This window comes from Paenibacillus montaniterrae (assembly GCF_018403185.1).
Classification (GTDB): Bacteria; Bacillota; Bacilli; order Paenibacillales; family Paenibacillaceae; genus Pristimantibacillus; species Pristimantibacillus montaniterrae.
The window spans coordinates 1-19,659 of sequence record NZ_BOSE01000006.1 but is presented as its reverse complement, the minus strand read 5'-3'; the positions used below and the strand labels follow the sequence as shown (position 1 = coordinate 19,659).

General features: G+C 36.6%; 28 protein-coding genes. 26 read left to right on the top strand and 2 right to left on the bottom strand.

Annotation, left to right across the window (positions count from 1 at the left end):
* The first annotated feature begins 79 nt into the window (after nt 1–79).
* The 22 genes from KJS52_RS15650 to KJS52_RS15545 all read left to right on the top strand — a co-directional run bounded on the left by KJS52_RS15650 (nt 80) and on the right by KJS52_RS15545 (nt 16,992).
* Nucleotides 80–628 (top strand): ribonuclease FAU-1 family protein, encoded by a 549-nt coding sequence (locus tag KJS52_RS15650; RefSeq protein ID WP_213516937.1) that lies wholly within the window; start codon nt 80–82, stop codon nt 626–628.
* A 590-nt stretch (nt 629–1,218) separates the two neighbouring features.
* Nucleotides 1,219–1,581: a DUF4300 family protein gene (locus KJS52_RS15645; protein ID WP_213516934.1), complete on the top strand. Its 363-nt coding sequence runs from the start codon at nt 1,219–1,221 to the stop codon at nt 1,579–1,581.
* Between the two features lie 166 nt (nt 1,582–1,747).
* The gene (locus KJS52_RS15640) at nt 1,748–2,245 is read left to right on the top strand and encodes a hypothetical protein (RefSeq protein WP_246563630.1); all 498 of its coding nucleotides are present in this window, start codon (nt 1,748–1,750) and stop codon (nt 2,243–2,245) included.
* Between the two features lie 147 nt (nt 2,246–2,392).
* Entirely contained in the window at nt 2,393–2,797 is a 405-nt protein-coding gene (locus KJS52_RS15635) for a GNAT family N-acetyltransferase (RefSeq protein WP_213516933.1), read from the top strand.
* 123 nt (nt 2,798–2,920) lie between these two features.
* Nucleotides 2,921–3,433, top strand: a complete 513-nt coding sequence (locus KJS52_RS15630; protein WP_213516931.1) for a hypothetical protein — start codon at nt 2,921–2,923, stop codon at nt 3,431–3,433.
* A gap of 210 nt (nt 3,434–3,643) precedes the next feature.
* A complete protein-coding gene (locus KJS52_RS15625) occupies nt 3,644–4,321 on the top strand; it encodes an HAD family hydrolase (RefSeq protein ID WP_213516930.1) in 678 nt (225 codons plus the stop codon).
* 3 nt (nt 4,322–4,324) lie between these two features.
* Complete coding sequence (locus KJS52_RS15620) at nt 4,325–4,621, top strand: hypothetical protein (protein WP_213516928.1); 297 nt, start codon at nt 4,325–4,327, stop codon at nt 4,619–4,621.
* A 193-nt stretch (nt 4,622–4,814) separates the two neighbouring features.
* Complete coding sequence (locus tag KJS52_RS15615; RefSeq protein ID WP_213516927.1) at nt 4,815–5,357, top strand: NUDIX domain-containing protein; 543 nt, start codon at nt 4,815–4,817, stop codon at nt 5,355–5,357.
* A 237-nt stretch (nt 5,358–5,594) separates the two neighbouring features.
* Nucleotides 5,595–6,251 carry a hypothetical protein gene (locus tag KJS52_RS15610; RefSeq protein ID WP_213516925.1) on the top strand — a complete coding sequence of 219 codons (657 nt, stop codon included), beginning with the start codon at nt 5,595–5,597 and terminating at the stop codon, nt 6,249–6,251.
* A gap of 287 nt (nt 6,252–6,538) precedes the next feature.
* A complete protein-coding gene (locus tag KJS52_RS15605) occupies nt 6,539–7,642 on the top strand; it encodes a hypothetical protein (protein WP_213516923.1) in 1,104 nt (367 codons plus the stop codon).
* Between the two features lie 393 nt (nt 7,643–8,035).
* A complete protein-coding gene (locus KJS52_RS15600; RefSeq protein WP_213516921.1) occupies nt 8,036–8,500 on the top strand; it encodes a GNAT family N-acetyltransferase in 465 nt (154 codons plus the stop codon).
* 278 nt (nt 8,501–8,778) lie between these two features.
* Nucleotides 8,779–9,228 carry a hypothetical protein gene (locus tag KJS52_RS15595; protein WP_213516919.1) on the top strand — a complete coding sequence of 150 codons (450 nt, stop codon included), beginning with the start codon at nt 8,779–8,781 and terminating at the stop codon, nt 9,226–9,228.
* Between the two features lie 239 nt (nt 9,229–9,467).
* Nucleotides 9,468–9,803 carry a DinB family protein gene (locus KJS52_RS15590; RefSeq protein WP_213516917.1) on the top strand — a complete coding sequence of 112 codons (336 nt, stop codon included), beginning with the start codon at nt 9,468–9,470 and terminating at the stop codon, nt 9,801–9,803.
* A gap of 188 nt (nt 9,804–9,991) precedes the next feature.
* On the top strand, nt 9,992–10,477 hold the full coding sequence (locus tag KJS52_RS15585; RefSeq protein ID WP_213516915.1) for an AAA family ATPase: 486 nt from the start codon (nt 9,992–9,994) through the stop codon (nt 10,475–10,477).
* 175 nt (nt 10,478–10,652) lie between these two features.
* Nucleotides 10,653–11,087: a hypothetical protein gene (locus KJS52_RS15580; protein WP_213516913.1), complete on the top strand. Its 435-nt coding sequence runs from the start codon at nt 10,653–10,655 to the stop codon at nt 11,085–11,087.
* Between the two features lie 206 nt (nt 11,088–11,293).
* A complete protein-coding gene (locus KJS52_RS15575) occupies nt 11,294–12,310 on the top strand; it encodes a phosphotransferase enzyme family protein (RefSeq protein ID WP_213516911.1) in 1,017 nt (338 codons plus the stop codon).
* A gap of 142 nt (nt 12,311–12,452) precedes the next feature.
* Nucleotides 12,453–12,944 (top strand): GNAT family N-acetyltransferase, encoded by a 492-nt coding sequence (locus KJS52_RS15570; protein ID WP_246563628.1) that lies wholly within the window; start codon nt 12,453–12,455, stop codon nt 12,942–12,944.
* A gap of 218 nt (nt 12,945–13,162) precedes the next feature.
* Complete coding sequence (locus KJS52_RS15565) at nt 13,163–13,648, top strand: hypothetical protein (protein ID WP_213516909.1); 486 nt, start codon at nt 13,163–13,165, stop codon at nt 13,646–13,648.
* A 196-nt stretch (nt 13,649–13,844) separates the two neighbouring features.
* A complete protein-coding gene (locus tag KJS52_RS15560) occupies nt 13,845–14,780 on the top strand; it encodes an acetamidase/formamidase family protein (protein ID WP_213516907.1) in 936 nt (311 codons plus the stop codon).
* Nucleotides 14,781–14,879: 99 nt separating this feature from the next.
* Nucleotides 14,880–15,500, top strand: a complete 621-nt coding sequence (locus tag KJS52_RS15555; protein WP_213516905.1) for a histidine phosphatase family protein — start codon at nt 14,880–14,882, stop codon at nt 15,498–15,500.
* 146 nt (nt 15,501–15,646) lie between these two features.
* Complete coding sequence (locus KJS52_RS15550; protein WP_213516903.1) at nt 15,647–16,183, top strand: hypothetical protein; 537 nt, start codon at nt 15,647–15,649, stop codon at nt 16,181–16,183.
* Nucleotides 16,184–16,338: 155 nt separating this feature from the next.
* Nucleotides 16,339–16,992 carry an HAD family hydrolase gene (locus KJS52_RS15545; RefSeq protein WP_246563626.1) on the top strand — a complete coding sequence of 218 codons (654 nt, stop codon included), beginning with the start codon at nt 16,339–16,341 and terminating at the stop codon, nt 16,990–16,992.
* A gap of 338 nt (nt 16,993–17,330) precedes the next feature.
* Here the strand turns inward: KJS52_RS15545 and KJS52_RS15540 are convergent, their stop codons facing one another.
* Nucleotides 17,331–17,738, bottom strand: coding sequence for a hypothetical protein (locus tag KJS52_RS15540; RefSeq protein WP_213516902.1), 408 nt, complete (start codon nt 17,736–17,738; stop codon nt 17,331–17,333).
* Nucleotides 17,722–18,195, bottom strand: coding sequence for a MerR family transcriptional regulator (locus KJS52_RS15535; RefSeq protein WP_213516900.1), 474 nt, complete (start codon nt 18,193–18,195; stop codon nt 17,722–17,724). Before KJS52_RS15535 ends, KJS52_RS15540 begins: the two co-directional genes overlap by 17 nt.
* 327 nt (nt 18,196–18,522) lie before the next feature.
* Here KJS52_RS15535 and KJS52_RS15530 point away from each other — a divergent pair, with 327 nt between their 5' ends.
* The 4 genes from KJS52_RS15530 to KJS52_RS27445 form a co-directional block, all read left to right on the top strand.
* A complete protein-coding gene (locus KJS52_RS15530) occupies nt 18,523–18,666 on the top strand; it encodes a hypothetical protein (protein WP_213516898.1) in 144 nt (47 codons plus the stop codon).
* A gap of 15 nt (nt 18,667–18,681) precedes the next feature.
* Nucleotides 18,682–18,867, top strand: coding sequence for a ParB N-terminal domain-containing protein (locus KJS52_RS15525; protein WP_213516896.1), 186 nt, complete (start codon nt 18,682–18,684; stop codon nt 18,865–18,867).
* A 255-nt stretch (nt 18,868–19,122) separates the two neighbouring features.
* Nucleotides 19,123–19,374 (top strand): hypothetical protein, encoded by a 252-nt coding sequence (locus tag KJS52_RS15520; RefSeq protein ID WP_213516894.1) that lies wholly within the window; start codon nt 19,123–19,125, stop codon nt 19,372–19,374.
* Nucleotides 19,375–19,550: 176 nt separating this feature from the next.
* On the top strand, nt 19,551–19,659 hold a 109-nt coding region (locus KJS52_RS27445; protein ID WP_246563685.1), incomplete at its 3' end, for a transposase.

Below are 19,659 nucleotides of genomic sequence, written 5' to 3'. Positions count from 1 at the left end.
CGGCTTCGTCGCCTTAAGCCTCCGTTATCGGAATTTAATGCAAAGATATATGTTTTGAAAGTTATGTCGGGGGTGTGAAATGAAAAGAAAATATGCAAACCGATTAGATTGGCATCGAATATTAAATAAAGATTATGTATGCAGGTTTTTCGATGAAGTTGAGTTCAAAGGACATATTACCTTAATTACTATTCATCAAGTCAAAGAACCATTAAAGACAAGAATTGAAGAAAAAGAAATCTGTATAGTAGATAATGGTTATTATTGGATGCAGCACTTCCCCTCAGAATTAAATTACTGTGTTACAACGATGCTTAACGAGAAGAAAGAGATCATTCAATGGTATTTCGATATATCTAAGAATATTGGGATCAGCGAAGGAGTGCCTTTTTGGGATGATCTATATTTAGATGTGATTGTTTTTCCTAATGGTGATTTATTTATTAAGGATGAAGATGAACTTGAAGAGGCTCTAAATAGTAATGACATTAAGTTAGAGGACTATAATTTGGCAAAAAATGCAATGAATGAGTTAATTAAAGAAATCGAATCAAGGGAAAACAATATTATTAAGAATTGTATAGAACATTTAAAATTCATATTGGAGGCATCTCAAGGAAGGCATTAGCATCCGATAACATTGTATTCATCGCTTCGGAACCTGATGGTTCCTCGGTTCGCCAGAGGAGATTGACAAGGAAGCGAGTTCAGGCGAACACATCCGCACCGACTAACCGCATCGAGACCGCTCCTGTTGGTCGCTTAAGTCGGTGGGATGTCGTGAATACGGGAACGTTATATGAAAAATTTGAAAGTGGGTAAAAACTATCAAACCTATTTGTGTCCTTGTTTTTGGATTACTTATACTTCTAATATTAGGGTGCTCGTCAGATTCAGATATGGATTCAGATATAGTTATTTGAAGAGATAATTAATTTTACTAAATCTCTGCTCCACGAGAGTGGAATTCCAGATAAAAATGCAGATAAATGGTTCAAATTCATTGAATTATACAATGCTAAGCAAGCTAAGTTTGTGTCATTCACCAAATTCAGGTTGGGTAAAAACGAATATTCGAAAGTACGAAGATATTAATTTTAATAAAACATTAAATGGTTGGTCCGCAGATGAAATAGATAGTATAGATATTAACTGCCGAATATCACTTTTTTATTGGTCTCAGATTCCTTAGATGTCAACAATGAAATCTTAATAGAAGTGTATGAATCAGAGTTAAATAAAGTAAAACTACTAGGATTAAATTTATCTAACAGGCAGATTTCTATTTTCAGGGCATTATTTATGCCGTTAGATAATGTTGAGAACTCCGAACTAAAGTTCTCAGATAAATTCAAAGTGCTACGGATTTATTTAGATTCAAACAATGACAATATTTTAGAGATGGCACATACAGCACTTATTATTGATAAAGAGGGAAGTTTATTTTTACTAGAGAAGAAGAATCCAGGCTATCCATTCCAGATTAGCGAGTTTAATAGCTTAGAAGATGTGCTCACATATTACAATCACATCTACAAGCAAGAAAAAGAAATATATGTAAATCAAGAGAAGGCAAGTTAATTAGAGAAATCGACTTCTTCGGTAACACCACATTCACGCATCATGCTGACCCACCTCGGTCGCAGACGCAGGTTCGTGGAAGTGGTGCTGCGACAACTCCCTACGGGAGTTCATGAATGCAAGAACGTTATTAGAAATCGGCGAAAACCAAACAAACTAAATCCAAATGAGAGAAGGTTTTAACATTAAATTCAAGTCAATAAACACTTTAAGCCTAATTTCATTACATGATTGCTTAATAGAAGAAGTTTTAAAAACAGAGCAGAATTTATCAATTTTATTTGATCACATTGATGTGCTATCAGATCATCCACTTAATGATACTGGGAACGCAATGTATACAGGAAAGGCTAGATTTACATTTGTTGAGTTCGAGATCTTAGACTCAATTTTATATGATACGTCGAATATTAAAGGCAAGAATAGAATTATTGTAGAGGAAAATGCTCAGAGGATTGAGCTTGATATCTCTGAACTATTGGTTGAATTTGAAGTGCTTAAGAATGAAGAAATATCGAATAGTGATAGTTATTTTATACAGAGATTTGATGGATCATCTTCGTCGAAGTACAATTCTGATTTTGGTTACTGGATTATTAAATACAAGAAATTAATTATTGAATGGGAAGAACTTATAGATAAAGCTTGGTTTGAAGGAAGGTGAATTGGGAAGTTATTCGAGAACACGCCACATCTTATAACACTGCATTAACGCATTGTCGCATGCGCCCCTCGGTCACTGGTGCTTTCGGGTTCGTTAATGCAAAAACGTTATACGAAATCGCAGGAATACAATAGTGAGGAGATTTCAATGAAAGTTATCTATGAGCACAATAGTGTTTGTTCTCCAGAAGAAGTATCTGATGTATTTAAAGCTTCTGGAATTAGAAGACCAATAGATGATCTGGACAGACTAACCAGAATGATATCAAACGCAAATGAAACTGTAACTGCTCGAGTAGATGGAGAATTAGTAGGAATTCTAAGAGCAATTACCGATTACTCGTACTGTTGTTACATTTCAGATATAGCAGTTAATAAAGCATACCAAGGTTTAGGGATTGGTAAGGATCTAATCGAAAGATTAATAAATAAATTAGGTAATGATGAAGTGCAATATGTATTAACTTCGGCACCGCAAGCTGAAGGGTTTTATGAGAGATTAGGATTTGAAAGAAACATGAGATCGTTCGTTGTAAGAAGAAAGATAAATTAATTATTGGGATAATTCGGAGAAGCCTACGACATCATATAACACAGCATCAGCACATCTTCGTGCGCTCCTGTTCACTAATGCAAGAACGTTATACGACAGAACCTAATTAAACAGGGGGAAGCCATGGATAAGTTAATAAAAACAAAAGTTCAAGAATTAGTTTACTCTGGTTCACCTGTAAGTGGTTATTTTATAAAGGATATTGATTTATACAATTCAAACTTGTTTGAGAATGAACAGGTAAGGAGAAGCGTATTAATTGAGAATTGTATTATTGATAAATTAGATTTGACTATTATGGAATTTACAGAGGAAGTTATAATTCGAGATTGCTCTATTAATTTAGCTAGTTTCCATGGTGCATATTTTTATAAGGGAATATCGATTGAACGGTGTGTTTTTAATGAAATCTTCTATTTTGACTGTGGAGGGCACAATGAATCCTCATACACAGTTAGGTTAATAGAAAATAAATTTAGGAAGTATGTAGATTTTTTTGATGCATGGTTTATGGGCCCTGTAGAGATCAGGAATTGCCAATTCATTGGAGGTACGAATCTATTGTGTGACTCACAGGCCTTCGATGTAGAACCAATAATTGAAAATAACACTGGAAATCTTAGACTAGAGAGTTGACTCTAAGAAGAGGTTCCGTCGTATAACAAAGCTTTAACGCTAGGTCGCATGCACTCCTCTGTCACTGATAAAGTGTCTGGCAGTGATGCTGATTCATGTGACAACCTGCTATGCGCAGGTTCGTTAATGCAAGAACGTTAGATGAGACGACGGAAACAATTATAAAATATATGTCGGCCTGAGGTCGACTTGAAAGAGTGAGAAAAACATATGATAAAAGCCATAATTTTTGATTTTGACGGTTTGATAGTTGATACCGAAACTCCATCATATTATGTGTTTTCTGATATTTATAACGAATATGGGGTTGAATTAACACTTGAAACTTATTCGCAATGTATTGGGACATCTTTTTCTGTTTTTGATCCCTATACTTATTTATCAAATATTACAGGAAAGGAAGTTGCTATAGACGAGGTTAAGACTAAATTTAGGAGGAAGTATCGAGAATTACTAGAGAATGAAGGGTTACGTCCTGGTGTTAGAGAGTACCTAGAAGAAGCAAAAGATATGAACTTAAAGATTGGACTTGCATCGAGTTCAACCTTATCATGGATAAAACCACATTTGGAACGGTTTAACTTAGATACTTATTTTTCTAGTATTTTGACTTCAGATAACGTTAAAGAAGTGAAACCAAACCCTGAACTATATATAAAGTCTTTAGAGAACTTAGGGGTGAATGCTGAAGAAGCAATTTCATTTGAAGATTCACTTAATGGATTTAAAGCAGCCAAATCGGCTGGATTGAACTGTGTAGTAGTACCGAACGAGGTAACAAGACATTTTCAATTTAATGAATTTGATTTGTTAATTAATTCAATGCAAGATATAAAATTTGACAAAATTATTGAATTAATAAATAACAAGAGAATTATAAGGAGTTAATGCATGAAAAAAATGTCAATAAAAATAATAATCACATTAATAATTTTTATTTTGTTAGTCTGGAGTTCTAAGACTTCAAGTATAGGTGAATTAGTTACAATAAGGGAAGTTAGTTCAAATGAAATGGTCATAGAGACTATGATTAAAGAAGTTAAAACAATAAAAATCCCAAGTAATTTGGCTAATATAATCGATGAAAACAAACAGTATCACGATAAATATTATATAAAATACACAACAAATATATGGGGGAAACCAAAGTTAAAACAGATTAAACCCATGTTAGATGAAAATAGCTGATTTGCTGGAAACGCTAAGAAGTTGTGGCATCTTATAACACAGCATTAGCGCATCGTCGCATATGCTCCTCGTTCACTGGTGATGCTTTTGGCAGTGAAGTTGATTCACGTGACAATCCTGCAAGTCAAAGTCTACGACCCGTTGCGCTGCGCTACACTTAAGTCTTTCGGATTCGTAAATGCAAGAACGTTAAATGAAAGGGATGCAATTAAAACCAGAAGGAGTGAATCAAATGCGAACTCGATTAATGACGACCGCTTTTTTATTTAATTGTGACAAGATTTTAATGATGAAGCGATCAGCAGATAGAAAGCTAGCTCCAGGATTATGGACAGGGATTGGTGGACATATAGAACCACATGAAATTGATGATCCCCTAAGATCGTGTATTCGAGAAATTCATGAGGAGTCAGGTATAGAAGAAGACAAATTAGAAGAGCTTAAGTTAAGGTACATAATAATAAGACAGAAGGAGCTCGAAATAAGAGAGCAGTTTGTATATTTTGGTAAAACGAATAAACGTGAAATAATAAATACAAATGAGGGAGATCTCTACTGGATTAGTAGTGAAGTAATTGAAACTCTTGAAATGCCTTGGACTATAAGGTCAATGTTTGAACATTACTTCGAAGTGGGCATAAGGACAGATAAACATTATGTAAGTATATTAACATTAAGAACAGATAATATACCAGAAATGGTTTGGACTGAGTTGATTGATCCAGAAGTAGTTTAATAAGTAATTCCTGATAGAAATCTCTAAGAAGGTATCCTCATCATATAGCACCGCATTAACGCAACGGGGCATTTGCCCCTCGGTCAGTGGAAGTTTAGGCAGAGAAGTTGAAGCTACTGACATCCTACGAGCCTAAGTCTGTCGACCCGTTGCGCTTCGCCCTACTTAAGGCTCTTTGGTTCGTTAATGCAAAAACGTTATGCGAAAGACTTGAAAAAATCTATTGGAGGGTTACTCATGAAGGAAGTAATCGAACAGAGATTTAATGAACTAATTACTCAAGGTGCGGTTCTGTCAAGTAAGGCTAAAGAAGATGATTATTGGATAATAGATTCTTACATCCCTCTATTTCAAACTTGGTTATCGTCCTCTATAAATCTTATCCAGATGATTTCTCCAAAGCAAAGTTTTCATTTCAATGAGTGTAACAAGATTATGGAACATGAACAGTTAAATCAAGGAATTCCTACATTAGTGTTTCAGAGAATGTTCGGTTTGATTGCTTCAGCTTTTGAAGAATGGAAGAGGGGAATATTGAAGGATATACAGTATATTGTCGCAGCTGAGACATTTGATGATTTCCTTGATCATGCTTTTGAGTATCACAAAGCAAATAAAAAGAATGAAGCTGCAATATTAGCAAGTTCAGTACTAGAGGACACAATCAAGAAGATAGCAACCAAAAATAATATAACAACTAAAGGCGTATCATTAGAGCCCCTCATTGAAAGCCTTATTAGCTCGGATATTCTAACAGTTGTAAAAGGGAAGAGAATAAAAGCGTATGCAGGAATTAGAAACAAGGCACTACATGCGGAGTGGGATGAATTCGATATCAGAGATACTGGAGAGATGATAAAAGGCATTCGGGAATTAATTGAGAACTACTTGTAAGCGGTACTGAGGGTCAAGTCCTTCGTATAACACCGTATTCACGCTGCGGAGCTGACGCTCCTTGGTCCGGCCGAAGTTAAGAATCCAGGAAGCGGATTCAGCCGGACAACCACTGCGAGCCTAAGTCTGTCGACCCGTTGCGCTTCGCTTCACTTAAGCCTTTCGGGTTCGTTAATGCAAAAACGTTATGCGTAACTTTCAAAATCTTTAAAATTCGAAAAATCAATTTGGGAATAGTGTAATGAATGAAAGATAAATTTTGAGGTCAGAGAAGAATGAGGGGAACTATGAAAGAAAAAATATCAAGAAAATTTTATAGGTCAATAATCGCTCAAAATCCACCTAAAGAACTTTTCGAATCAAAAAATGCAATTTTTAATAAATTTAAACGAGAAGTACAAGTTAAAAGAATTTGCTTATTAAATAATGATGAATGCAAGAACGATTCCAAAAGTGGAAAAGAACCCAATGAGGCTATCAATTCGCATTCGATTCCTGAGAAAAACTTAAAGTACATGTCAAAAAAGAGTAAGGTTTATATTTTACAAACTGATTTCCAAAATCCATTTAAGAATAAATTGTCTGCACCTTTTGTGAAATCGGCTCTAACATTTCCAGGTTTTTGTTCTTATCATGATCGAAATCTATTTTCGAAAATTGAAAACGTTGAGGAAATTCACTATGACAATAATTCGATTTTTTTAATTTCTTATAGAGCTTTATCAAAAGCCATTGTAGAATCAACTCAGTTAGTAGAGTGGTTAGAATGGAAATTGAGAAATTGGGATTCCGTAGAATTCACCGAATATAATAAAGTTATTCGAAAAATGATGTTAGAGGAAGAAATTTTAATCAGTAAAGATGTTTTTTATAAGAAAGCTTATCTTTTTATGATTTTATTCAATCAGATATTTAAAACTAAATATTTAGAAAAATATAAACAAATAAGAGAATTGAAAAATGTAAAAAAGGAAATAAGGGATTATAAGAAAAAATTAGGGGTGTACAATGATTTAATTAATTCAAATCAAATATTTGAATCTTATTTTAAAGTGATTAAGAATGAAAAAACGATTGCTTTTTCATGTATTCTTAATTTAAAAATTCAAAAAAGAGATGTATTTGTTTATATAACTATTATACCTACTAAAGAAGGATCAGATCTTATTATATCGTGTAAAAAAAATGACTTTCGTTACATAAGTAGTGATAAAAGGCTGATTGATTTATTTAACGGAGACGAAAATTTAGTTAACGAAATTTTGAATATTTCCAAATCTGAGATAGCGCATAATATCGAAGACTATGAGAGTGATTTCGGTCATTCGTTTTTTTTAGAATGGAACATACCTTTAGCTAACATTGAATACTTCAAAGCAAAAAAGTGCTAACTATGTTTACTGCTGGTATATTTAGTGAAATTAGAAGCAACACATAATATAATATTTTCGCTACGAGCATTCACTCTTAGTACGATAGAAATATTTCGGGGAAGTAGAAGGGAAGGCAGGCATCCGGGGATTCAGCAACACTGGGTCGTGAGGAACGTTATGCGTAGTAGTTTCCTAATACCATAGGAGTTATACAAGATTGATTGATGTAAGTGTAGCGAAGAGGTTGGAAGCCAACGCATAACACCATATTCACGCATCGGACTGTCGTCCTCGGTCCCAGTAGCGACTTCAAAGAAGTGGTTGCTGTGGACACATTCGACTTCGTCGAGCGTCGTGAATATATGAAACGTTATCTTAAACCGACTATATTATTTAAACAGGGTGATGAACATGGATGTTAAATACAGTAAACTGAATGACCATTCAATCATTCAAATCATGCATATGGATTGTTCGCCTTTGCCGAATGAAAGGGACTCAATATACCTATCTTTCTACCGATTTTTCCGCAATACTTGCTGGGTAGCTGAAAAAAACAATGAAGTCATCGGGTTTGCACTAGGTTTTGTAGACCAATCCAAAGAAGCACATGGATACTTAAATTACCTTTTTGTGAAATCTGAGTGCAGAGGATTGGGAATTGGTGCACATTTACTAGCTCTTTTCGAGGAGGGCTTAAGAAATGCCGGGTGTAACCTCGCATCATTACTTACAGGGAAGCAAGAGAATATAAGGTACTATGGAAGACATGGAAATATTGTTAATCATGATATAGATGGATGGACAGAGAAAGACAAAGTTTATGATTATTATTACAATGCGAAGAAAGTTTCGTTATTGGTTAAAGAACTATAGTCTTGGGATTATTCGAAGATAAGTCGGCATCAGATAACGCCGCATTCAGGCTGCGGGCCGCTTTCTCGCCCCTTGGTACGCCCGAGGGTTTTCGAGGAAGAGGAATCAGGCGGACAACCCTGCACCACTTAACCGCATCGCAGCCGGAAATCTAGAGGCTAAGATATGAGCTATCTAAGCCTCCCAGATTTCCTTAAGGTGGATGAGGGTTCGTTAATGTAAGAACGTTATCTGAAACCGTGCAAGAGCAATATAGTTCAATAAAGGAAGTGACTCATTTGAAGTATTCTGACTTGTTGAATTTAAAGGATATATATCTTGAGCAGATATGTGAGCCTGAAGAGAACACACTTAGATTACTCTTTAGTCGAAGTAGAACTAGTGAAACTCCTGAAACGATAACAATTGGAGAAATAGAAATTGAAGATACCTATTCGATTGATGTAGATGAAACATTACCTTTTATACAAATGGATTTTGAATGGTATATTGGATATTCTGTTAGAAATGAAAGTTACACTTCATGGGATAATTACGAAGAATTTGAAGGTGAAATCTTTAGAATTTATAGTAAATCCAGGTACCTAGACTTCATTAAAGTTGGAACATTTGCATCTGAGGATTACCCAGGCCCATTCAAGCATTATGGCATCTCATGTCTTAACCATGTCGTAGATGTTGCATCAGTTTCAGAACCAATTATAAAGGAAGTTCAAAGAACTAAATAAGAGTATTGAATGTTTCTCAAGAAGGCACCGGTATCAGATAACAAAGTATTCACGCTGCGGGCCGGCTTTGGCAGTCCCTTGGTCCGCCCGAGGTATTTCGAGGAAGTGAATATCAGCCGGACAAACCTGCGCACCTAACCGCAGTCGCGCCCGGCCCTCTGGGCCTTAAGGTTCTCGGTTTTGTGAATTTATAACGTTATATGAAAGATCGGCAATCGTTTTAAAAGGGGGTGCTACTATTGAAGTCACTTTTCCAATATAATTGGCAAATCAGAGATGAATGGTTTCAACGTCTTGAATTACTACCAATCACTGAATTGTTAAAAGAACGTAATTCAGGAGTGGGATCGATTATTAAGACAATGTTCCATATAATTGATGTCGAATACAGTTGGATAAGAGCATTACAGAATAAAGCGGATTTAACTTTCGATATTAACGATTATAAAAATATTAATTCATTAAAAGTATTATCTGACGAGCTTAGAATAGAGGTTAAGGAGTATATTGATAATTGGTCTAGGATTCGTCAGAAATCACAAGGAGGTCGGAAGCATCACGTAACACCGCATTAACGAATCGGGGCGTTCGCCCCCTGGTCAGCAGAAGTTTTGGCAGGGAAGTGATTGCTGCTGACAACCCCTGCGAGCCTAAGTCTAACGACCCGTTCCGCATTCGCTCCACTTAAGCCCTTTCGGGTTCGTTAATATAAGAACGTTATCAGAAATTGCCAAAAAACAATTATTGTAGGTGAGTGAATTCAATGAAGAAAATCTTCATTGTTGGAATTGTTGCAAGTGGAAAAACAACATTGGCAAAACAATTATCTAAAAGCTTAAACATCCCCTGGTATGAATTGAATTGTATTGTTCATAACGATACAAAAGAAGGTAGGAAAAAACGTTCTTCTGAAGAACAGGTTGAGATTATTAAGGAAATTGATGAAAAAGGTTCATGGATATTTGAAGGCACAGATAGGGAGTCGTACAGATGCTTGTATGATATGGCAGAAGTGATTATATTTCTTGATCCTCCATTATGGAAACGGAAAATAAGGATTTTAACTAGATTTATAAAACAAAAAATAGGAATTGAAAAGTCACATTATAAACCTGATATTACAATGTTAAAGCTAATGTATAAGTGGACGAGCGATTTTGAAAGAAATAGGAATGAATTTGAGTTGAAGATTAAAAGATATCAAGAAAAAGTAATTAAATTGGGTAATATAAAAAACTTGAAAATGTAAGTTAATTCAATGAAGTTGCAACATCTGATAACACCGTATTAAAGCATCGTCGTATGCGCTCCGTGGTCACTGGTGATGCATTTTGCAGAGAAGTAGATTCACGTGCCCCCTTTGGGTGCGTTAGTCCAAGAACGTTAGGCGAAATTGATTAAATCGGTGAAAGAAGGATCGAACTATGAAGAAAAGATCAATAGTTGTCCTTTCTGGAATAATATTGATTTTATTGATTGTTCTTTATATTGGGAATGTTAAACCACAAATTAAATATGAAGTCTTTAATGCATATTCGGGATATCATGCCGTATTGATGTTGAATCAGAATAGTGACTATTCTCTTGAATTAATAAGTAACAGAGGACAGCTAGAAAAGAAATTTTGTGGAAAGTTATCAAATCATGAAATTAGGAAGATTAAAAAGTCATTATTGTCTAATGGCTTTATTACATTGGAAGAAGATTTATCGGATTATTCATTATTAGATAATTCGACGGAAGAGCTCCATGTTAAATTAGGTGTCTTAACTCTTAATACTGGTGGTTATGGTGTCTCTGATCAAAGGTTCAGAAAAATTGTAAAAGATCTTGAAAGTTTGATAGCTTCTCATAGATGAATCAACTTCGCCTAACACAGCATCAACGCATCGTCGCATGCGTTCCTCGGTCACTTGCGATACATTAGTAGTTTCATGTGACAACCTTGCAAGGCAAAGTCTTAGAACCGTTACGCTGACGCTACATTTAAGCTTTTCGAATTCGTAAATGCAAGAACGTTATCGGAAACTCTCGAAAAATAAACTATAAGAAATGAGGAATCATCTTGATAGAACAAGCATTAGTTTTACGATCCGTTATTAATGGAGATTATTTAATTCGATTCTTATCAGATCAATATTCAATTGGCCCTTGGATTGAATGTAACTATTTATTAAGAGGACTGAACGATACATATAAAGTCCGAACCCATCAAGGGCTCTATGTGTTAAGAATTTATCGCGTTGAGGTTAGAGCGGATTATATTGATTATGAGCTATCGATTATTAATAAATTGTCTGAGGTGCTGTTGAATAAAACAACACAAGTCGCATTACCAATTAGAAAACTTGACAATAGTTTCTGTAGTGAAATTAAGGCGCCGGAAGGAAATAGATATGCGGTTTTGTTTCAGTTTGCTGAAGGTGAAGAGTATACACTTAATGACGAAGATTCTTGTTTTTTATTTGGCCAATCAGCGGCAGAGTTACATCTCGCAATGGATCGAATAACGGTAGAACTACCAAAGCATGATCTAGATATTAACTTTCTCATTAGGCAGTCAGTTGAACGTATTATTAATTATATTGGTAACGATCATACCCAAACAGATTTCTTGTTAGAATTCGCTAATAAGCTATGTGAGATAATTGAAAGAAGAATTGAACTGGGGCTTGACTGGGGAATTTGTCATGGTGACATGCATGGCAATAATAATGTTCAATTTAATGAAGGAATTTTTACACATATAGATTTTGAATGGTCATGCAAAGGTTGGCGCTCATATGATCTTGCACAGGTGTTGATATCAAGAAGACGTCATCATCAAATTGATCAAGCAAATACTTTGTGGAATGCAATAATTAAAGGATATAGAACTGTTAGACCCTTTTCGGAGAATGATGAGAAAGCTGTTGAAGATTTTATCATCGTTCGAAGACTGTGGGTAATGAATCTTGATGTGGCATTTATCCATTCATACAGTGGATCACTTGATTATGGAGAAGACTGGTTGAATGGATTTATTAAAGAATTTAAAGAATATCTATCCAAGAAATTCGAAGAAGGCAAGAGTATCCGATAACACAGCATTAAACATCGTCGCATGCGCTCCTTGGTTGTAGAAGTATTAACAGTGAAGCAAGCTCATCAACACAGATGCCCACCTAAGATAAGAGCTATCTAAGGTGGGCATCTGTGTTGATGCAAGAACGTTATCTGAACTGATGAAAAAACAAACATTGAAGGAGAAAGAAATAATGAATCCTATTATCCTATTGGATGTAAAGTCGGGCCATCCTGATTTGAATAAGTTACTTCAAAAACTGGATGACTATTTATATTCACTGTATCCAACTGAAGAAGTGTTTACTATTGATTTAGAAACTCTAAGTATAGGAGATGTTCAATTTGTAATTGCTTATCTGGATGAGCAAGCAGTTGGGTGTGGGGCTATCAAGGAAATTAATAAAGATGAAATTGAATTAAAGCGTTTTTTTGTACTAGAAGAGTATAGGAATCAGGGAATTGCAGGGGACATATTAAAAAGCCTAGAAATGAAAGCAAAAAATCAAAATTATTATTTAATGAAATTAGAAACTGGAGATCAGCAAGTAGAGGCAATTAGTTTTTATAGAAAGAAAGGATATGTCGAGATTGATAGATTTGGTGAATATGTTAATTGTCCTTCAAGCATATGTATGGAAAAAAGATTATGAAGTTTAATCTAAGAAGTAAGTTGCATCAGATAACAACGCATTAAAGCATCGTCGTATACACTCTTCGGTCAAGGGTGATGCTTTCTGCAGCGAAATAAATTCATGTGATAACCCTGCAAGGCTAAGTCTCCGACCCGTTGCGCATGCGCTGCACTTAAGCCTTTCGGGTTCGTGAATGCAAGAACGTTAGACGAAATTCTACAAAAATGAGGTAAACCATGAAATCAATAAGAGCACAATCAGCCTATTATTATGTAGGATTAATAATCGGTTATTTTTCCAAAGAGGAAGTAATTACATGGGCTGATCGAATGATTGAAGGAAATGAATCTTTTCCTTATGAACTAATCGATGTGTCTCTGTCTAACAATAAGTCCTTAGAAGATGTAGCGTCGAAGTTGAAGAAAGCGTACGGTGAGGAAACTATAAGAGAGCCACTCTATCAATTGATAGGAGAATTGGTAAGTGAGATAGAGACCGGAAACATTTCAGATGATGAATTTTTCTCATATATATTAAGTCTTTATCGTCAAGGAAGTGCTTTTTCGCTAGATGAGGATTTATCACATATTTTGGACCGATTATCTGATGGTTATTATTTAGCAACACAAGGAATATACGGGGATGTTAATTCTATTCGGATTGAGGCAATTAATCAATTAAACAACTTTAAAAATTATGTTGGTCGGTTCAATGAAGTGTAGAACTCCGTCTAACATAGCATTAACGCATCGTTGCATGCGCTCCGCATCACTACTGGTAATGATTTTGGCAGAGTAACCCTGCAAGGCTAAGTCTCCGACCCGTTGCGCATGCGCTACACTTAAGCCTTTCGGGTTCGTGAATGCAAGAACGATATAAGAGAGCGGCGTAAAAATCAAAAACACTGGGGGAGATTTCATGGCAGTTCATAAAATTGAATTAGTTCAAGAAAATCTAATTGGATCATTTACTAATGAAGTATCTCCCATTATTAAAGTGAATTCGGGGGATTCAATCCGTTTTGAAACGCTGGATGCCGGTTGGGGAACAGGAACGAGTAACTCTGACCGGAGGAAACCATTCTCAAGAAGAGACAAAATAGATGGGGGGCATGCGTTAATTGGACCTATTTATGTAGAAAATGCCAAGCGGGGAATGGTACTCGAGATAGAATTTAACGACATTATTATTGGTCATTATGGTTTTACCGCTGCTGGGCAGTACCCTAATTGGCAAAACCAAAAGTTACACTTAACAGAATATCAAGAAATAATTCTGGACTGGAAGCTTGATAGCAAATTAATGAATGGAAAGTGCGATATAAATGGGAGAACATTTTCAGTATCTTTAAAACCGTTCATGGGTGTCATTGGAATGCCGCCAGAGTCAGGAGGGGTTCATTCTACATGGCCACCACGTTATTGTGGAGGTAACATAGATTGTAGAGAGTTAGTTAAAGGCAGTAAATTGTACTTACCAATATCTGTTGATGGTGGATATTTAGCGATTGGTGATGGCCATGCATTGCAAGGCGATGGTGAAGTGAGCTGTCAAGCTATTGAATGCCCGATGGAAGTTGTTGATATAACAGTAAATCTAATTGAAAACATGAGTTTGTCGAACCCAAGAGCGAATACTCCAGCTGGATGGATCACATTTGGATTCGACGAAGACTTGAATGAAGCAACTGTTCAAGCTCTTGATGGAATGCTTAATTTAATGGGAGATTTATTCGGATTGAATCGAGTAGAAGCTATTGCACTAGGAAGTTCAATAGTTGACCTAAGAATTACTCAGATTGTTAATGGGGTTAAAGGCGTTCATGCATGCTTGCCGCATGGGATTCTTAAGTAATTCGAAGAGGACGCCAACATCTTAGAACACGGTATTCATGCATCGGGTTTTCGCCCTCGGTCCGCAGGAAGTAATTTAATGAAAGTAGGGGAATAATTCATGGTAGAATTAGTTGTCATAAGGCATGGACAATCAGTTGCAGACATTGAAGATCGTTATGAAGGTCAAGCTGATTTTCCTTTAACTGAGTTAGGTAAAAGCCAAGCGAAATTACTGGCAGAATGGATGCAGTGTCAATACACTCCAGACGCAATTTTTAGTAGCACATTGAAACGAGCAAAAGAAACAGCAGAGATAATACAATCAGTTAACAGTATGGATATTATTCTAGATAATGATCTCGTAGAAAGAAGTAATGGAATTATTGCCGGGATGTTGAAAGAAGAAGCCAATATTAAGTTTCCGGTTCCGACAAATGGGTGGAAACGACATGAGTCAGGGCAAGATGCGGAAAATGAAATCGAAGTTAGAGCCCGGGCAGAAAAGTTCATATCTAAATTGTTGTCATTTATAGCTGAGAATCCTAGTTTGAAGAGGATAGGAATCGTATCGCATGGTTTCTATATTAACATGTTATTTAGAAGTTTCCTAAATCTACCGTATGATTCAAATGTATTTATTCCAACTGGTGATACAGGAATTCATATTTGGAAATATGAAGAAGGAATTAGAATGATTGAGAAGATAAATATGCAGGACCATTTGAGAGCGAATAAATAGAAGGATGTCGCTTGGCTCGGCTCCTTGGTTACCGGTGATGGATTTGGCAGAGATGTTGATTCATGTCACAACCTGCTATGCGCAGGTTCTTTAATGCAAGAACGTTAGATGATATCTTTCGAAAGTAACGTTTGTAGGTGATAATCATGGGTGATAACTATTTATATCATTACTATGAAGCGGAGACGGGGCCTTTTAAGAACCTTTCCTCTTTGTCATATGAAGAAGCTCTAAGTGTGCAAGATACTTTGAAGCAGGATGGGGGTGTTTTTGCAAGTCAGCGATCTGATGATTATTTACTCGTTAGAAGGCAATTAGAGGAATTAGCAAGAGAACTGTTTATTAGCAAGGGAGGAAAGCCAACCAAAGCTTATCCTCACTATATGACTTTTGGGGCATGTAACTGGCTGAAAGAATGGTATAGGGATGGCAAAGAACTAAGAATACCTTTAGAAGAATTTGATCCAATGACTATTAGTTTTACTTATGGAGATCTTTTTCCAACAATGAGATACAAGGATGGGAAGCCGTATAGGGAAAGGATCTATCTAAAACATGAAATTATTGAATTAGTTAAAGAAATTGGTAGGCCTCAAATTTGGAATCCAAATGGTAACAAAGGGCCCGAAAGATATATTGAAGTCCAAATTTGGGATGATAAAGTAATAAATAAATACTTGTGATAGAGGAACTGAAGGCCGAAAGACGTCGTCTAACACTGCATTCACGCATTGGGGCTGAAAATTAAAAGAGCCAAAAACGAGAGTGTCCCATCTACTAATGGATGACCAACGGCGTATGTCATAAATAGCTGCATGGTTGCTGCAGCGGACAAAGGATGGTGAAACCAATTAAAAAGTACATCCTCTTCGATCACGATGGTGTTCTGGTTGATACTGAATTCTGGTATTACAAAGCGGGAGAACGCGCTTTAGCTGAAATTGGATTTACCTTAAATAAAGATCAATACCTCCGCGACATGACCGAATCGTTGGGCACTTGGGCCCAAGCAAGGGCGGCAGGTATTGATGAACAGATCATCAATAAGCAACGTGAGGTCCGCAACGTTTATTATCAGGAATATCTAAGAACAGAAGCCATAGAAATTGAAGGAGTAGTTGAAACTCTAGCCGAACTTTCTAAGTACGTCAGAATGGCCATCGTGACGACTGCAAAACGTGTTGATTTTCAACTCATTCATGAGAAACGTCAGATATTACAATTCATGGAGTTTGTTCTTGTTCGCGAAGACTACGAGCGCACAAAGCCGCACCCGGAACCATACTTGACCGGTCTAAAGCGATTCGGTGCTACTAAAGAAGAGACCTTGGTAGTTGAGGATTCAAACAGAGGGTTGACCTCGGCTGTGGCTGCTGGTATCGATTGTGCTATTGTTCACAACGACTTCACGAAAACACATGACTTCTCCCAGGCCAGCTATAGAATCAAGAATCTAATTGAACTAAAGAACATAATACTGAATGTAACCTAAGCTGAAATAAGGAGAGTCACGCTGCGGACATTCGTTCTGGGTTCGGCTGCTCCGGACACCCTTCATACGCGGAGGCGTTCGAATTGAATAAATAGGGTAGAAAGTGCGTTTAATAAGAGCTGATAGTGTGAAACGTCCTTGGTCGAGAGTGAATGATCAGGAGAACTGTTTAGTTATAGGCCCTGTTATTCTTGAGTTGTTGATTTGTGGCTAAAGAAAAACCGCCACATAAGGCGGTTTATACTGAACTAGTTTCCCGTTATCGTATTGCCAATCACTGGCAGTGAAACTCAGTTTACTGCACAAACCTTCCTACTGGTTTGTAAAGATTGACCTCCTTACTCTTTTTTTATTCTTGTGCCCAGTATAATGAAAGCGGCATAGATTAAGATGGCGAACGAATCGATTAACGTATTCGTAAGTGCAGAAACATCATAATATGCGGTTACACTAAGAATGACCATCAGACGAACGAGCAGAAGTGACACGATCATCCAAGCAGCAAACCGGATCTTCGCTTTCTCGCTTAGAAATGACAGGATAATGAATACTATGCCGAAAACGAGATTCTCAGCGGTAATAATGTGCCAGACATACGTAAATGTTACCTGGGTATCCAGGGATATATCGTTCACTAAGAGCGTCGGCAGTACAGCAGATTGCCCGTTCCATGCGTGCGTAATAGCAAAAAGTATTGCAAGAACGCCGGCAATCATACAATAATAGTTCTTAATTCTGATGTCCATCACAATCCTCCTTAGTTATTTCAGGTTCCTTATTGTGAAGATCACGGTAAATCTCCCGAACGAACACTGCCAGCTGCTGGTCACTTTCATGATTAAAGTCCTTTAACGTATTAATTACTACGTCGAGCAACTGACTGACCTTTTCAAGATGTGCGATTTTTTTTCGTGCTTCTGCTTTTTTGGCATCAAGGAATTCAGCGATCTCCTGGCAATAAGCAGGATCTACACTCTGCATTCTGTGGAACTGAAACTTCCCCTTGATTTCTTCTAGAGAAAAGTCCGCATACTGCATGATTTGAATATTCATCAAATCGACCATGTCGTCCCTAGAATACCTGCGATAAGAATTATGTCCCCGAGACGGCGATACGAGCCCAATACGGTCATAATACCGGAGCGTATCCTTCGGAATACCAAGTATCTGTGAAACCTCATGAATAGAATAATGTTTTTCCATACATTCACAATAACATTGGAGTAAACTTCAATGTCAACTTGTTTTTATTATTTTTTCTCGGGTATTCATGCAATCCTTACAACTATGGTGTCCTGTACGTTAACTTCAACAAAAAAATTAACAGCACAATTTACAAACCCTATTTAAAGAAGTAGTGAAATAAGTAAGGAAATGGGATACAATTCCAAATAAGGACTTGAATAAGGGAATAGCGTATTTTGACAGCAGCTCAAGATGTCGGAGGCATTAGTTAACATTGTATTCGCGCAGCAAAGCCTGGCGGCTCCTTGGTTCGCCCGAAAGGATCAAAAAAGGAGTGACAACTGAATGACGGAGTATACTTTAAAATCAGCAAAGGAATATGCTGAGAATGATGATATAGAAACATGGGTTCACCTCTTTTTAAATGGTGAGGGAGGAAATGTTGGATTGTCGGATGGATTAAAAGCCCAAAAAGAGATACTGGGTTGAACAGAGCAAATCATTATGAGAATTAAAGGTGGATGGGATATGCCGCCTCTAATTGCTGAAAATAGAGAAGGTGTTTTAAGTATAAGTGATGGTAACCACAGATTAGGTGCACTGCAGAACCTACAGAAAGAAAAATGCTATCTTATAGTTTGGGATGATAATAGTATCGAGAACATACTAAGAATTTTACCTAAACTTTAAAGGCAAATTGATTGTATAAGTAATTTCAGAGAAGCCGCGAACTTGGGATAATACAGCATTAACGCATCATCGCATGCGCTCCTTGGTCACTGGTGATGTTTTTGACAGAGAAGATGATGATTTACGTGTCAACCCTGCAAGGCTAAGTCTACGGCCCGTTGCGCTGCACCCCACTCCACTAAAGCCTTTCGGGTTTATTAAAGTAAGTACGTCATACGAAACATTTGCAAAAACCGATTTTAAAAGAGGGGGATAATGAGAATCAAACCAAATTATCATGATATGGGCCTTTCTAGTTGTATGGGGGAGAAATTAAGGAAAGAAGTAGAAGGACAATTAATTAGGGATTTGAATCATTATTTTTACTTAGATGGTTCACTTGATAACTTTTCTGGAATATTGTTGTTTAATAAGGATGATCAATTAGTAGCTGATGGTTGGATGGATTTTGTATATATTAAAGAACAAAACAGATTAATAGTGTATTGGAAGTTCCTTGATGCATAGTTTTCGCAAACTTGCGACTTCAGTCATGAGTTAGAAAACTTCGGATAGGGCGTGGCTTGTGCGACGTTAACTATCCGACACATGTTTAGGTGACGATTACAATAATCCCTCTAATGTCAAGGTTTCTATAGGTAAATAACGCTGACATAGGTTATTCATTAATCAGAGGTGATTATATGTCAGAAATAAAGCGTGGTCGTGGTTACGTCTATGCCATTCAGTACCACATCGTATGGTGCGTAACGTACCGACACAAGATACTTGTGGAAGAAATCGACGTAAGAC

Bases quoted from the DNA above. Each gene is read 5' to 3' on its own strand.
- KJS52_RS15540 (WP_213516902.1), bottom strand. From the start codon at position 17,738: ATGGACATCAGAATTAAGAACTATTATTGTATGATTGCCGGCGTTCTT.
- KJS52_RS15650 (WP_213516937.1), top strand. From the start codon at position 80: ATGAAAAGAAAATATGCAAACCGATTAGATTGGCATCGAATATTAAAT.
- KJS52_RS15565 (WP_213516909.1), top strand. From the start codon at position 13,163: ATGAAATCAATAAGAGCACAATCAGCCTATTATTATGTAGGATTAATA.
- KJS52_RS15610 (WP_213516925.1), top strand. From the start codon at position 5,595: ATGAAGGAAGTAATCGAACAGAGATTTAATGAACTAATTACTCAAGGT.
- KJS52_RS15545 (WP_246563626.1), top strand. From the start codon at position 16,339: ATGGTGAAACCAATTAAAAAGTACATCCTCTTCGATCACGATGGTGTT.
- KJS52_RS15625 (WP_213516930.1), top strand. From the start codon at position 3,644: ATGATAAAAGCCATAATTTTTGATTTTGACGGTTTGATAGTTGATACC.
- KJS52_RS15600 (WP_213516921.1), top strand. From the start codon at position 8,036: ATGGATGTTAAATACAGTAAACTGAATGACCATTCAATCATTCAAATC.
- KJS52_RS15560 (WP_213516907.1), top strand. From the start codon at position 13,845: ATGGCAGTTCATAAAATTGAATTAGTTCAAGAAAATCTAATTGGATCA.
- KJS52_RS15530 (WP_213516898.1), top strand. From the start codon at position 18,523: ATGACGGAGTATACTTTAAAATCAGCAAAGGAATATGCTGAGAATGAT.
- KJS52_RS15535 (WP_213516900.1), bottom strand. From the start codon at position 18,195: ATGGAAAAACATTATTCTATTCATGAGGTTTCACAGATACTTGGTATT.
- KJS52_RS15555 (WP_213516905.1), top strand. From the start codon at position 14,880: ATGGTAGAATTAGTTGTCATAAGGCATGGACAATCAGTTGCAGACATT.
- KJS52_RS15585 (WP_213516915.1), top strand. From the start codon at position 9,992: ATGAAGAAAATCTTCATTGTTGGAATTGTTGCAAGTGGAAAAACAACA.
- KJS52_RS15580 (WP_213516913.1), top strand. From the start codon at position 10,653: ATGAAGAAAAGATCAATAGTTGTCCTTTCTGGAATAATATTGATTTTA.
- KJS52_RS15550 (WP_213516903.1), top strand. From the start codon at position 15,647: ATGGGTGATAACTATTTATATCATTACTATGAAGCGGAGACGGGGCCT.
- KJS52_RS15640 (WP_246563630.1), top strand. From the start codon at position 1,748: ATGAGAGAAGGTTTTAACATTAAATTCAAGTCAATAAACACTTTAAGC.
- KJS52_RS15630 (WP_213516931.1), top strand. From the start codon at position 2,921: ATGGATAAGTTAATAAAAACAAAAGTTCAAGAATTAGTTTACTCTGGT.
- KJS52_RS15520 (WP_213516894.1), top strand. From the start codon at position 19,123: ATGAGAATCAAACCAAATTATCATGATATGGGCCTTTCTAGTTGTATG.
- KJS52_RS15635 (WP_213516933.1), top strand. From the start codon at position 2,393: ATGAAAGTTATCTATGAGCACAATAGTGTTTGTTCTCCAGAAGAAGTA.
- KJS52_RS15525 (WP_213516896.1), top strand. From the start codon at position 18,682: ATGAGAATTAAAGGTGGATGGGATATGCCGCCTCTAATTGCTGAAAAT.
- KJS52_RS15620 (WP_213516928.1), top strand. From the start codon at position 4,325: ATGAAAAAAATGTCAATAAAAATAATAATCACATTAATAATTTTTATT.
- KJS52_RS15605 (WP_213516923.1), top strand. From the start codon at position 6,539: ATGAAAGAAAAAATATCAAGAAAATTTTATAGGTCAATAATCGCTCAA.
- KJS52_RS15615 (WP_213516927.1), top strand. From the start codon at position 4,815: ATGAAAGGGATGCAATTAAAACCAGAAGGAGTGAATCAAATGCGAACT.
- KJS52_RS15570 (WP_246563628.1), top strand. From the start codon at position 12,453: ATGAAAAAACAAACATTGAAGGAGAAAGAAATAATGAATCCTATTATC.